Origin of the sequence: Tardiphaga sp. 813_E8_N1_3 (assembly GCF_051811025.1) — a bacterium.
Classification (GTDB): Bacteria; Pseudomonadota; Alphaproteobacteria; order Rhizobiales; family Xanthobacteraceae; genus Tardiphaga.
On the sequence record NZ_JBPWQE010000001.1, the window covers coordinates 4,708,113 to 4,721,333 of the forward strand.

At 59.0% G+C, this 13,221-nt stretch carries 13 protein-coding genes; 5 read left to right on the forward strand and 8 right to left on the reverse strand.

Features of this window, described 5'->3' with window-relative positions:
* Positions 1 to 62: 62 nt before the first annotated feature.
* The gene (locus AB8A33_RS22330; protein WP_439094765.1) at positions 63 to 755 is read left to right on the forward strand and encodes a class I SAM-dependent methyltransferase; all 693 of its coding nucleotides are present in this window, start codon (positions 63 to 65) and stop codon (positions 753 to 755) included.
* 1 nt (position 756) lies between these two features.
* Here AB8A33_RS22330 and AB8A33_RS22335 read toward each other — a convergent pair whose 3' ends face one another.
* The gene (locus tag AB8A33_RS22335) at positions 757 to 1,635 is read right to left on the reverse strand and encodes a lysylphosphatidylglycerol synthase transmembrane domain-containing protein (protein ID WP_439094766.1); all 879 of its coding nucleotides are present in this window, start codon (positions 1,633 to 1,635) and stop codon (positions 757 to 759) included.
* Between the two features lie 320 nt (positions 1,636 to 1,955).
* Here AB8A33_RS22335 and AB8A33_RS22340 point away from each other — a divergent pair, with 320 nt between their 5' ends.
* Positions 1,956 to 2,177: a hypothetical protein gene (locus tag AB8A33_RS22340; RefSeq protein WP_092139391.1), complete on the forward strand. Its 222-nt coding sequence runs from the start codon at positions 1,956 to 1,958 to the stop codon at positions 2,175 to 2,177.
* A 16-nt stretch (positions 2,178 to 2,193) separates the two neighbouring features.
* Here AB8A33_RS22340 and AB8A33_RS22345 read toward each other — a convergent pair whose 3' ends face one another.
* The 3 genes from AB8A33_RS22345 to AB8A33_RS22355 all read right to left on the reverse strand — a co-directional run bounded on the left by AB8A33_RS22345 (position 2,194) and on the right by AB8A33_RS22355 (position 5,828).
* Complete coding sequence (locus AB8A33_RS22345; RefSeq protein WP_439094767.1) at positions 2,194 to 3,021, reverse strand: NAD-dependent protein deacetylase; 828 nt, start codon at positions 3,019 to 3,021, stop codon at positions 2,194 to 2,196.
* A gap of 858 nt (positions 3,022 to 3,879) precedes the next feature.
* A complete protein-coding gene (locus AB8A33_RS22350) occupies positions 3,880 to 5,109 on the reverse strand; it encodes an ATP-binding protein (protein ID WP_439094768.1) in 1,230 nt (409 codons plus the stop codon).
* The gene (locus AB8A33_RS22355) at positions 5,106 to 5,828 is read right to left on the reverse strand and encodes a response regulator (RefSeq protein ID WP_439094769.1); all 723 of its coding nucleotides are present in this window, start codon (positions 5,826 to 5,828) and stop codon (positions 5,106 to 5,108) included. Before AB8A33_RS22355 ends, AB8A33_RS22350 begins: the two co-directional genes overlap by 4 nt.
* 334 nt (positions 5,829 to 6,162) lie before the next feature.
* Between AB8A33_RS22355 and AB8A33_RS22360 the strand changes: the two genes are divergently transcribed.
* Positions 6,163 to 6,984, forward strand: a complete 822-nt coding sequence (locus AB8A33_RS22360; RefSeq protein WP_439094770.1) for a DUF3313 domain-containing protein — start codon at positions 6,163 to 6,165, stop codon at positions 6,982 to 6,984.
* Between the two features lie 50 nt (positions 6,985 to 7,034).
* Here AB8A33_RS22360 and AB8A33_RS22365 read toward each other — a convergent pair whose 3' ends face one another.
* From AB8A33_RS22365 to AB8A33_RS22380, 4 genes are all read right to left on the reverse strand, one after another.
* Positions 7,035 to 7,847, reverse strand: a complete 813-nt coding sequence (locus tag AB8A33_RS22365; RefSeq protein WP_439094771.1) for an ABC transporter permease — start codon at positions 7,845 to 7,847, stop codon at positions 7,035 to 7,037.
* Positions 7,848 to 7,856: 9 nt separating this feature from the next.
* A complete protein-coding gene (locus tag AB8A33_RS22370; protein WP_439094772.1) occupies positions 7,857 to 8,741 on the reverse strand; it encodes an ABC transporter permease in 885 nt (294 codons plus the stop codon).
* A gap of 11 nt (positions 8,742 to 8,752) precedes the next feature.
* Entirely contained in the window at positions 8,753 to 9,829 is a 1,077-nt protein-coding gene (locus AB8A33_RS22375) for an ABC transporter ATP-binding protein (protein WP_439094773.1), read from the reverse strand.
* A 78-nt stretch (positions 9,830 to 9,907) separates the two neighbouring features.
* Entirely contained in the window at positions 9,908 to 11,071 is a 1,164-nt protein-coding gene (locus tag AB8A33_RS22380; RefSeq protein WP_439094774.1) for an ABC transporter substrate-binding protein, read from the reverse strand.
* Positions 11,072 to 11,326: 255 nt separating this feature from the next.
* Here AB8A33_RS22380 and AB8A33_RS22385 point away from each other — a divergent pair, with 255 nt between their 5' ends.
* Together AB8A33_RS22385 and AB8A33_RS22390 are read left to right on the forward strand one after the other, a co-directional pair.
* On the forward strand, positions 11,327 to 12,337 hold the full coding sequence (locus tag AB8A33_RS22385; protein WP_439094775.1) for a Gfo/Idh/MocA family protein: 1,011 nt from the start codon (positions 11,327 to 11,329) through the stop codon (positions 12,335 to 12,337).
* A gap of 142 nt (positions 12,338 to 12,479) precedes the next feature.
* Positions 12,480 to 13,205: a FadR/GntR family transcriptional regulator gene (locus AB8A33_RS22390; protein ID WP_439094776.1), complete on the forward strand. Its 726-nt coding sequence runs from the start codon at positions 12,480 to 12,482 to the stop codon at positions 13,203 to 13,205.
* The last annotated feature ends 16 nt before the right edge of the window (positions 13,206 to 13,221 follow it).

Consider the following 13,221-nt stretch of genomic DNA (forward strand, 5'->3'; position numbering starts at 1 on the left):
TGTCACACCGCTGTCGTGTTGCGATGAAATGGATCGCTCATCCGGATGCGATGAGGTGCGCCATGACGATTGTCTCCGAATACGAAGACGGCGGTCAGCCCGCGTGGTCGAACGAAGCCACGCATCGCATGAACCGGATGTATCGTTGGCAGCGCTTCATCTATGACGCGACGCGCCGGTACTATCTGCTTGGCCGTGATCAGCTCATCGCGGAACTCGCGCCTGCGCCGGGTGCAATGGTACTGGAAATCGGCTGCGGCACCGGCCGCAATCTGGTTCAGGCCGCGCGGAAATATCCCCAGGCAAAATTCTACGGTATCGATATTTCGACCGAAATGCTGACCACCGCGATCGCCTCGATTGCGCGCAACGATCTCACGGATACCGTTCGCGTCGCCCATGGCAATGCGACGAATTTCGATCCGGCGCGCATCTTTGCCGTTCCGTCATTCGATCACGTCATGATTTCCTACAGCCTCTCGATGATCCCGGGCTGGCAGGATGTGCTCGACCACGCTGTCTCCCAGCTCAAGCCTGGCGGCCGACTGCATATCGTCGATTTCGGCCACCAGGAGCGGCTACCAAAGATCGCGAGCAAGCTGCTATTGCGCTGGTTGACGCTGTTCGATGTGACGCCGCGCCGCGAGCTTCTCGATGTGCTGAAGGCGCTCGCGGAGCGTTACCACGCCAATCTCGATTTCAATCGCCCGTTCCGCGGTTACGCGCAGTCCGCAGTGTTGACGCTGCCGAAGTAACTCAGGCGAGCTTGCGCCTGTTCACATTCCGATACGCCTCGACTGCACCAAACAGCGTCAGCGAGAGCACGAACGGGATCAGGTGATAGAACAGCCGGAAGAGCAACAACACGGCCAGAAGCTGTTCGGTATGTTCGCCGCCAAGCCCGACAAGGATCGTGGCGTCGAACACGCCAATACCCGCGGGTGCATGGCTGGCGAATCCCAACAGCGTCGCGGCGATGAAGACGACGATCACCTGCGCGACGCCGACATCCATCGTCTCCGGGATCAGCACATACATCGCCAGCGCCGCCGCTCCGAGATCGACGAGTCCAATGCCGATCTGGAAGAACACGTTACGCCCGCTCGGCACCGGCACCGACCAGTTGCGGCCACCAAGCGTGCGGATACCGTTCCACGTCCAGCCGACATAGGCGATGATACCCGCGAGAATTGCGACCGCGATGAAGCGGTTGATCTCGGGCGAGAGCTGATCGATACGGCTGATGGCACCGGGTTCATGCAGAGTGCTGAGCGCCAGTGCGGTGAGATTGCCGAGCCAGAAGGTCAGGCCGGTGAGAAAACAGATGCGGGCGACGCCGGCGGGGCCGATGCCATGCGGCGCGTAAATCCGGTAGCGCACTGCCGATGACACCAGCAGCACGGCGCCGGTTCCATGCGAGATCGGATAGCTGGTGAAATTGGCCAGCGCTGCAATCCTGAAGGGAATGTCCCGCCGGCCGATCATCTGCAGGGCCAGCCAGTCATACAGCGTCAGGCTGCCATAGGAGATCGCCACTAGCGCCAGCGCCAGCGCGATGCTGCCTGGCGGTACCATATGCATGGCAGACAGCACATGGGCGAAATCCACGCCCTTGAGCGCCTTGGTCAGCGCCATAAACGCAATCGTAGCAATTGCTATGCTAAGGAGCGCGCCAAGCCACCTCCAGCTGAGGCGTGTACGCATCAGCTGCATGATATTTTTCAATGCGGGTGGCACATTGTTCTACTTTTCATTAGGTCTGAGCACGCCGTGATTCGCGCATGTGTTCGCGCGTTCTGTTGCACGTCCATGTGACAGCTGCGCAAAAGCAGCGTTTTGGCGTCATCCAACAATCCGGTGATTTCCAGATTTCGCCCCCGCCATGTCGCATCAAGGTCATGCGGGTTCCGTAAGCCATGCGCATTGAATGCACCGATTCATCCAAGCAGGACACCATGTCGACCGAGACCGAATATCAGCTCACCGAAAACCAGTGGGACACACTGCGGATGCTTCGCCCCGCGATCCTGCCACCGGCCAAGCTGAACCGTTACGTTCTCGATCAGCTGGTTGCGATGGGACTGGTTGCGCTATCGGACACTGATCCGGCGCTGACGCCCACGGGCCGCGCCGTGGTTCTGCGCGGCTGTCCGCGACTGTGGGATCTAGCGGCCTGAAGCGAGGCTTGCGCCGTTAGGGCGCATCCGCCCGCTGAAGCAGAAATGCAAGCGCGTCCTCGCAGCGATCTTCAACCTTGAAGCTGAGAAACTCGTCGGCGCGCGTGCGGCCAAGATTGACCGCGGCGATGGGAATCTGCGCGCGCACCGCCGCTTGCACGAAGCGAAAGCCGGAATAGACCATCAAAGACGAACCTGCGATCAGCATGGCGTCGGCCTTATGCAGGTGGCCAAGCGCGGCATCGACGAATTCGCGCGGCACGTTCTCGCCGAAAAACACCACATCCGGCTTGAGAATACCGCCACAGATCTCACAGGCCGGAACGATGAAGGATGCGAAATCGACGCCATCCAGATCGGCATCCCCATCGGGCGCAACGGCCGCGTCGAGATCCAGCCAACCTGTGTTCAAGCGGCCCATCTCGTGCTGGAATTCATCGCGCTGGATCCGGCGTTCACATCCCATACAACGCACGAGATCGAGCCGGCCGTGAAGGTCGATGACCTTCTTGCTGCCGGCCGCCTGATGTAGCCGGTCCACATTCTGGGTCAGCAGAACTTCGCATTTTCCGATCTGTTCGAGACACGCCAATGCGTGATGCGCATCGTTCGGCCGCGCCTGACCGAACCGACGCCAGCCAATGAGACTGCGCGCCCAATAGCGCTGCCGCGTCAGTTCCTCCCCCATGAAGGCCTGAAAGGTCACCGGCTGCGTGCGCTTCCAGTTGCCGTCGGTGTCGCGATAGTCGGGAATGCCCGAATTGGTGCTGCAACCAGCGCCGGTCAGGACAAAAAGACGTTCGTGGCGATCGACGAAATCGCGAAGGGCATTGGGTGGAGTCATGCGGGAGGCATTTATCTCTCGGCGGCAAACCATGCCAAACCGCCGCGGACGCGGCATCTGGGACTGCATATGTGGGGACGGAATTTGGCGAGTCCACCCCGCGAGATCATGCCACGGCGTCGAACATCACTGGCGAGCGGATGAACCTTTTCTTCATGAGTGGAGACAAGGTGCTTGCGACACTTGGAATGACTTATTTTATCTCTGCAATTGATCGACGTGAATTGCTCAAGACCTTCTTGCCAAGGCTTCAGACCCTGGCAGAGAACATTTCTCGAAGCGCCGCGGCACTCAGGTAAATGAACGCAACAGAAGCGATCTGTCGGCAGCTAACACACGCGGTCCCTTGCCAAAACGAAATCAATGAATGCTCCGCTTGGCCCAGCCATAGGCGACCATTGCATCGTGAAGTGCATTCCTAGCGTCAACAGTGCTGACCGGATCTTCGCTCGCAGCGGTTAGCCTGCTGACGACGTCAACCCATTGAGGGGACGCGCGGGTTTCAGATCCGACGTAGCGCTGAGTCCATCTCAGCGCCGAAACAACCGACAACAGCTTCCGATCGCCCGTCGGAGTCTGGCCAGGAGCATCAGCGGTCAAAGTGATCGGCGCGAAGATGATCTGCACCGTTCCCCCGTCGGTTAGCGGATGAAGTTCCAAGCCTGTGTGGCGCGAAATACAACGTATCCGCAAAGTCTCGGAATTCAATTTGAAAAAACAGGTGCCGCAGGACTGCGCTGATGCCCATGAACCAATATGCTAACGAGAGCCCAACCGGCTGCTCGTCATCGGACTGCTCAACGTTCCATCGATCCGCGCCTCGAGCGCAGGTTCAAGATCACAACAAGAATAGATCTATCAATTTGCGATTGTCGGCAGTTCGACTACCTGCACCAGGCCACCGTCACGACCGTTGCTGATTTTTATATCGCCACCAGCCCGGCGAATGATTTCACGTGAGATCGTAAGGCCAAGTCCCGCTCCCGGGATGCTCTGAATGCGCGCCGGGTTGGTGCGAAAGAACGGTTCGAATACCTGGTCCAAAAGATCCGGAGAGATTCCCGGGCCGTCGTCGCAGATGATAATGCGTGCAGTTGCGCCGCCGGTTACGCTGACTCTGCCGCGCTCGCCATGAGTTGCCGCATTGATCAGCAGATTGCGCAACGCGCGGCTCAGAGCGACACGATTTCCCTTTACGCATGCCTTGGCGGTATCGGAGACTTCTATCTTGAAATCCTGCTCCTGCAATTCCGTCGCGACGCTCCCCACCAGGCCTTCAATACAAATGACCTCCGACAACGCACTCGTCGACTCCTCGCGCACCAGCTCAATGGCGCTGTCTGCGATATGGTCGAGCTCCTTGATGTCCCGGAGCCACAATTCGCGCTCCTCCTCGTCTGCGACGAATTCCGCGCGCAATCTCATTCGGGTAAGCGGCGTACGGAAATCATGACCCGCGCCGGCAATGAGGCGCATGCGGCTTTCGACTGCTCGCCTCAACCGGGTCGACAACGAATTTAGTGCAGCCGCAGTCGCCCGGACTTCAGCTGGACCGCGCTCGGGCAGGTGCGGCAGAATGCCGTCGGCGCTGACCATTTCGACGGCACTTTCAAGCATGACCAGCGGTCGGATCATCCGGTTCGCGGCGAGCACCGCAACGCCCCCGACTCCGATTGTGATGAAGGCAAGCCACCACAGGCGCTCGATGCTCGGCGGAAGATCGAGATCTACGATCAACCATCCTCGCGGTCCGACTCGGACTGACGCGGCCTGAAACCATCGACCTTCAAGCCCATCCTTACGCGTAACGATGACATCTAGCGGTGAACCAAGTCGCGCGGTAACAGAGCTAAAGATTTTCGTCTGCTTTTCGTCCGGCAAACCGTTCGCCGGGCTCTGGATGAGCGCACGGCCTTCAGGATCGTTCGCTGCGAGGCGCTCCATCAAGATTAGCTGCCTGGCTAGCAGATTGATGACCTCCTCGTCTGGGGCCTTGAAAATATACATTGTCGCGATCGTCATGAACATGACAACTGCAACGATCGACGAGACGAGAAGCAGAGCAATCTTTGCGCGAAGAGTGTTCATCTCTGCTCCTCCACATGGACAACCTTGGCAGCCAGTTGATAGCCGCCGTTGCGCACGGTCCTGAATAGCTGGGCAACGACACCGTCTGATAATTTGCGGCGCAGGCGGCTGATGAGAACATCAATCGATCGATCGAGCACATCGCCATCGCGACCGCGCGTCAGATCGAGCAATTGATCGCGCGACAATACGCGGCCGGGACGATCAAGAAACGCCACCAGGAGATCGAATTCCGCGCCGGTCAGTTCGATGTCTTCACCCTTCGGATCGGTCACCGAACGCGTGGACGGATCGGCCGTGAAGCCTTCGAAGACATACCGGCCGGCATCGTCTGGCGTAGAGCGGCTATTCCGACCGCGACGCAAGACCGCGCGAATACGCGCAACGAGCTCACGCGGGTTGAATGGCTTGCCGAGGTAATCGTCGGCTCCGATCTCAAGGCCGATGATCCGATCGATATCCTCTTTCAGCGCGGTGAGCAGGATGATCGGGATGTTTGATTTCATGGCCCTCAAATCACGGCAAAGGTCGAGCCCGGATCCGTCCGGCAACATCACATCGAGTACGATGAGATCAATCTGGTTAGTGACGATGCGCTCGCGAACCTCCCGGCATCTTGATGCAAGCTGGACGCGAAAGCCCTGCTCTTGCGCGTAACGCGCCAGGAGCTTTCGGATTTCGAGATCGTCGTCAACAACCAGAATTTGCGGCACATGCATGGAAATGAAATCCGTCTTACTCCCTGAGGAGCAGTAGTCGCCTCAGGGGAAACTGGAGAAGAACTTTTGTAACGAAGCATGTCCCGGGTCGATTGCGGCGGGTTTTTGACACGAAAATCGCCTGCAAAGAAATGTTTCGACACATTCGGCCGGAGTGCGAGCAACCTGGCATCCCTATGAATTGTGCAGCGACAATACTCAGGGGTTTCGAATGCACTTCCTCGCCAGTCTCCGTCAATCGACGGCTATGAAGACGGCTCCATCCTGCGGTCAGACATGCTCAGTCGGGCATCGGTCATCGATGCGGAGACAATATCATTCGCTATCCTTCGCGATGCTCGCCGTCGCAACGTTTCTGCCAGGTTGCGCGACGGTGCCTGCTGTTCAGGGAAATCGGCTCTCGTCCTACGAAGGACTCACTCCGTCCGACGGCAAGCTCACGAAATCCAGGCTCATGGTCAGGAAAGAGCAGGTTCTGGCGGCAAAGACGATCAACATTGCTCCGACAGTGTTCCCATCCACGATTGCGCCGAAGTTATCCGGAGAACAGCGAACTCTGGTGGCGAACGCCGTGAATCGCGCGTTGTGTATCAGCCTCAGCGATCGCTTTCAGGTCGTGATGCCCCATGAGCCTGCGGATCTGACTGTCCGTGCGACGGTGACGCGGGCGACGGAAACCGACGAGATTGCAGCTGGCGCTTCCGTCGCGGCGTCACTCAGCACAAGCTTCATCGACATGGGCACCAATGTGCCGATACCGATCCCGCGCATACCCTATGGCTTGGGAGATCTCGCCATCGAAGCCGAAGCAGTCGATGTGACCGGCCGGCAGCAAGCCGCCATGCTATGGGGCAGAGGCGCGGGTGTCTTTTTTAGTTCGCCGCGCGCCTCGAAAGCGAGCGATGCCTACGAACTTGCGTCGGCGTTCGGCGACGACTTCGGACATTTGCTGGTGAAAGGGGAAACTCCCTTCAAATCCATGGGGATCAACATCCCCACATGGCAGAAGGTGAACTCGAATATCGGCCTCGCACCGAAATACGCGGCCTGCGAGGCCTACGGTCGGGCTCCGGGCATTGCAGGAATGGCCGGCGCCAAGATCGGGCTGCCGCCCGAGTGGACCGATAACGGTCCACGAACATCCGCAAAACCCTAGGGAAAGCACGGCGCGACGAGATTCCTCGTCGCGCATCTTCAAAGGTGAATTTACTTGTCGAGCTTGAACACCATCTGTGTCGGGCGCACAAACCGCAAAGCGATCAGAAGCAGCGTCATCACCATCACCATGTAGATCACCGCCATGGCATCTATGGAATAGACGGGGCGAACACCACCGGCAAACATGTTGTAGAATAACGCGACGACGAGCGTCTGCGATCCACCGCCGCCGAGGAGAAATGCGAGCTCGAAATTCGATATCGTATTGACCAGCACAAGAACGCCCGCGGTCAATATTCCCGGTACCATCAGGGGAAACAGAATCCGCCTGAAAATCTGAGCCCGGCTTGCGCCAAGCATTGACCCGCTCCATTCCAGATTGACACTGATCTGCTCGAAAAATGGCATCAACACGAAGACGGCCAACGGGACCATCGGCACCAGGACCGCCAGAATCACGCCGACGACGGACCCGCCGACGCCATATCGGTAAAGAGTCGTCGCCAGCGGAATCCCGTAGGTCATCTGCGGGATCACCAACGGCAGAAAATACAGCAGCAGGATGACCGATTTGAATCGGAAATTTCGCCGGGCCAGGATGTAGGCCGCCGGAAATCCGATTGCCAGCGCAAGGACGACGACGACGACCACGATCAGCAGCGTGACACCCAGCACCTGTCCCAGATCGAAATTCTTCCACGCATAAGCGAACCAGTCAGTTGTATAGGCCGGCGGCAGCAGGCCACCGAACCAACGCTTGGCAAACGAGCTCACCACGACATGCGACACGATCCCAAGCATGTTGAGGATGAAACCCACGATGAACAGATAGAGCGAGAGCTTCCACATTCTGGTTCGCATTGTGCAGCCCTATCTCTTTCCGACGCCCATGGTCGCTGCTGGCGACAACCGTCGACGGAACAGAATGATGACGAGCAGTGCCGCCAGCTGACACAGGCCCATAACCACCGCAATCGCTGAGGCAGCCGACATGTCATATTGTTCGAAGGCCTTCTGATAGGCCGCAATAGAGATCGTGCGCGTGGTACCCGCCGGCTGCCCGAGCATGATGGCCGAGGGAAAGACCGCGAAGCTCATGACGAACACCAGCGCGAATGCGATGGCAAGACCGGGCGCGATGAGCGGCAGCATCACGCGCCGGAAGACGATCGAAGGTGTCGCACCCAGCATCCGCGCCGAGCGTTCAAGGCTGGGATCGATGCCGGATATGTATCCCAGCAGCATCAGGAAGCAGAACGGAAACTGCTGCATGAACAACGCCAGCATAACGCCAGCATAATTATGGGTCAGAATGAACGGCTCTTTGATAAGCCCTAATCCGAGAAGGACCTGATTGAACCAACCCTGCGAACCATAGAAACCCAAGATACCTTCCGAGAGCAGGATCACGCCAAGCGAAATGGGCATGATCAGGATCGTGGTCACGGTGCGCTCCATGAAAATGCCGCGACGCATGCCGTAGGCCAGCCAGAGAGCGAGCAGAAGAACAACGATCGTCGTGGGGATCGCCAGACTGAAGGTGATCCAGATCGTACCATACTGATAGGGATCGCTGAAGAACGTGAGATAGTTCGCAAAACTGAAGCCGTTGAGCTTTTGCGGCTGAAGGCTGAGATAGACCCCATACAGAAACGGATAGACGAACATGCAGAGAACGTAGAGCAACGACGGCAGTAGACAGAAGAATGCCAGCGCGTCGAATTCGCTCTTCTCATCATTGGCTACGGCGCGCATTATTTTCTCGCCTATTCCGCAGGAAGCAGGACGACCTTGTCGATCGGAAACTGAAGGCCAATCGTGTCGGCGGTTCGTATCGCCTCAGCGGTGCGTAACCAGACTCGCGTGTTGTCATTGATGCGTATGGCGGCTTCCTGTTCCCGGCCGAGATACTCGACCACTTCGACACGGCCGCTAACATCTTCGGAACCGGAAACCACCTCACCGCCCGCCCGGATATCGTCCGGGCGGATCGCCATGACCATATCTACATCCGCTCGCACATCGGCCCCTGCCCGCGCCCGAATGCGAACTCCGTCGCCGACACCTTCGGCGATTCCGTTGGACACCGACGTGATCCTGACCTTGAAGAAATTCCGGAAACCCATGAAGTCCGCCACGAAGACATTCTTGGGCCGGTCGTGGATTTCCTGCGGCGTGCCCGACTGCATCAGGACGCCATTGCGCAACACCACGATCCTGTCCGACAGCGACAGTGCTTCAGCCTGGTCGTGGGTCACGTAGATCGACGTCAACCCCAGCGCGGCGTGAATCTGCTTGATCTCCGCCCGCATCTCGACCCTCAGCTTGGCATCGAGATTCGAAAGCGGCTCATCGAACAACATCAGGCGCGGATGCAGCACAAGAGCCCGCGCAATCGCAACGCGTTGCTGCTGACCGCCGGAGAGCTGGCCCGGATAGCGCTCCTCATAGCCGGTCAATTGCACCAGTTTGAGCATCGCATCGGTGCGTTTCTTGATCTCATCCTTCGACAACGGCTTCAGGGTAAGCCCGAACGAGACGTTGTCGAACACCGTCATATGGGGAAACAGCGCGTAATTCTGGAACACCATTCCGAACGCGCGCTTCTCGGGTGGAAGATGATCGACCCGCACCCCATTGAGCCTGATCTCGCCCTCGGTCGCCGCAATGAGGCCAGCGACGATCGATAGGGCCGTCGACTTTCCGCATCCACTCGGTCCGAGGAAGGTGACGAACTCGCCCTTTCGGATATCGAGTTCAAGGTTGTCCAGCACGGTCTTGTTGCCATAGCGCTTGGTGATTCCAAGCTTCAGCGAGTCCAACGTATCTCCCGGCCCGTTCATGTCGTCCCGTTTCTGAGTAAGAAGCAACAAAGCCACCGGCGGGCCCGTACATGCGGACCCGCACGCTCATCGAATTGATTACTTCTTGACCTGGTTTGCGCCCACTTCCCGGTCCCAACGATCCATCGCGTAGCTCAATTCCTTCACGCCGAGCGGTGGAGATACCTTCCACTTGGTTCCGACCTCGTCGTATTCGGGCCGCCAAAACTCCTTCACCAGTTCCTGGATCTCCTTGGGCGCCTTCTCCATGGTGGCAGCGGTGATCGTCGGCCCAATGAAGCCCGGCCAGGAAAGGACCTGCTGCTCGGGCCGGCGCATGAACTTCATGAGATCGAGAATGACGTCGACCTGCTCTTTCGGCACGCCTGTGGGGATGCACCAGTAATGCCCATCGACCACGAAGGTCGTGTTCTGAAGAATAGTGATCTTGGAGTCCGGCGGGATGACGCTCTGGGCACGGGGCTTCATGTCCCATTCCATGATGCCGGCGATGATCCAACGTTGCCCCTGGGCGAATTCCTTCAATGTGATCGCCGTGCCCGTCGGATAGTATTCGACGTACTGCCCAAGCTCCTTCAGATAGGCCCAAGTCTTGTCCCACCCCTTGTCGGGATCGAGCGGCTTCGAGTCATTCAGAATGTGCGCCATGCCCAGCACGATCGACCGGCCCGGGCCACTGTTCGCCGGCCGCGCATACATCAGCCGGCCTGGATTTGCCTTAGCCCATGCGAGCAGTTCTTCGGCGGTCTTGGGAGGGTTCGGGACCTTGCTGGGATTGTAGACGAAGACCGGTCCGCCGGCGTTGCCCACCGACGGCACCATGTACTCGCCGCCTTCGTCATAAAGCGCCTTGCCGGCGGGCGTCATGTCGTCGCGCGGAAACTGCTTCTGGAAGTCGGGAATCTTGATCAGCTGGTTGTTCGCTGCAAGGAATGCGCCACCGTCCTGCCCGGTCAGCACAAGGTTGATGTCCAGCCGTCCAGCATCCTGCTGAGCTTTGATCTTCGCTGGCAGTTCCGGCGCCGGCGCGCGCTGGATCTTGATTTCCTTGATCTTGTCCGGATTGGCTTTCTTGTAGTTCTCGATGATGACCTGGGTGGATGCCAGATCGCCACCGGTATCGATGATCGAGAGAACGATCGGCTCGGCGGCCCTCAGGGGCTCGCCTGCGGCAGCCGTCACGGCGAGGACAGCCACGGCGCCGGCAAACGGGCGCAATAATGCATTCGGACAGATCCGCATTTCCGATTCCTCCCTGGCATATGCACCCGCGTCGCGCGCGGTTGTCATTTATTTGTAAACACAGCATCGACGAGTTGGGCGACATCTGTCAAGCATTGGGAGATCGCAATCGGCCAATCATGAGCAGGACTTGCTGATGTCGCGATGTCGCACCTTGCCCGTCTTGCTCGTTCGCATATCAATCTGTGACTTCATACCCGCCCCTAAGAGCCGACAAGTCGGCGCCTTGAGAAGGTCGGCCATCGGGAGAGACGCATGCCAATTGGAGTCGGCCTGATTGGGCTCGGAATGGCGGTGAAGCCGCATATTCTTTCGTTGCTTGAATTGCAGGCGCAGGGACGGATCACAATCGTCGGCGGGTTTGCGCCGTCAGCGGACCGGCGGTCAGCGTTTTCACAGCAGTGGGGCGTTCCGGTTTTCGATAGCCAAAAGGATTTACTGTCGCACTCCGATCTCGATCTCGTCCTGATACTGACGCCCCCTGGAACACATCTGGCGACCGTGCAGGCTGCAGCCGCAGCAGGGAAGCACATTCTGGTGGAGAAGCCCGTCGAGATATCGGTTGCCCGGGGTGAGGAACTCGCGGCCGTCACGGAGGCTGCCGGCGTGCGGTGCGGCGTGTGCCTGCAACATCGCTTTCGTCCCGCAGCACTACGCCTGAAGGCGGTGCTGGATCAGGGAGATCTGGGCGATATCCTGTCGGCGAGTGCATCGATCCGCTGGTGGCGTGATGACGCCTATTTCCGTCAACCAGGCCGCGGCATGAAGGCTCGCGATGGCGGCGGCGTGTTGCTCACGCAGGCCATCCATACGCTCGATCTGCTTCTGCATTTTGTGGGGCCGCATAAGGACGTCGCCGGTTTTGCATCAACCTCGCCGCTCCGAACGATCGATACTGAAGACGTGACGGCGGCGGCCGTGCGCTTCCGGAGCGGTGCCATCGGCGTGCTCGATGCCACCAGTATTGCGCGGCCCGGCTATCCGGAGCGTATCGAAATCGCTGGCACACGCGGCTCGGCCTATCTCGAGACGTTCCAGTTGGTCATCCATCGTCACGAAGGCCCGCCAGAGAGGGTTGGGACCGCGCAATCGGGTGGTGGAGGTGCCGATCCGATGGCATTCGATCACGGGCCGCATCGGAGCCTGATCACCGAGATGCTGGACGCAATCGAACAACGACGTGAACCGTCCAATAGCGTGCGCTCTGCCCTTCACGTGCAGCGGCTGATCGAGGCCTGGCTGTCAGACGCCGCCGTCCGCGCTTGACCGGATGCCCTCACGGCCGCTCGCGCCTAAGCAGTTTGGCGAGCACCGCAATCCCGGATTGTCAGCGGCAGTGCACCAACTTGTAAAAAAGATGTAATGTTGCCAAAGACTGGAGCATGTTCGGAGTAAGGACGGGGTGAACATGGGCTCAACGGTCAAACGGGACGACATTCCGGAGCGCCCGGCCGTGACGGGAAAGCTTAGCGACCGCGTCTACGATCATGTCCTCAGCCAGATCACGGTCGGAATCTATCCGGTCAATTCGCGGCTTCCCCCCGAGACACGCCTGGCAGATCAGCTTGGCGTTTCGCGCCCGGTCGTTCGTGAAGCACTGATGCGGCTGCGCGATGACGGCGTCGTCGCATCGCGGCAGGGCGCCGGCTCATTCGTGATGCGGCGTCCAGCGGCAGACGTTTACAACTACGCTCCCGTGGGAAGCATTGCCGATATCCAGCGTTGTTTCGTATTTCGCATCGGCATCGAAGGAGAAGCTGCCGCGCTTGCGGCGCGCGATCACGATCCGGAAGGTTTGCGCCGGATCCGCGACGCCATCACAGCACTTGATCAAGTGATCGCAGATGCCGCACTGGGCGTGGAGGAAGACATTGCGTTCCACCGCTCAGTCGCAGAGGCCACCGGCAATCGCTTCTTCGCCGCGACTCTCGCCGCGATCCAGTCTCAGGTGAGCGTGGGTATCACGCTCAATCGAAACCTCTCCCTGATCCAGCCTCGCGATCGACTTTTGCGTGGGCAAGAGGAGCACCGGGCCGTGCTCGATGCGATCGCCTCCAGAGACGAAGCCGGAGCGCGCGAAGCCATGCGGTCGCATATCGAGAATGCCCGCAAGCGCGTTTTTGAGGGCGGATAGCTGCGCGCATCATGGC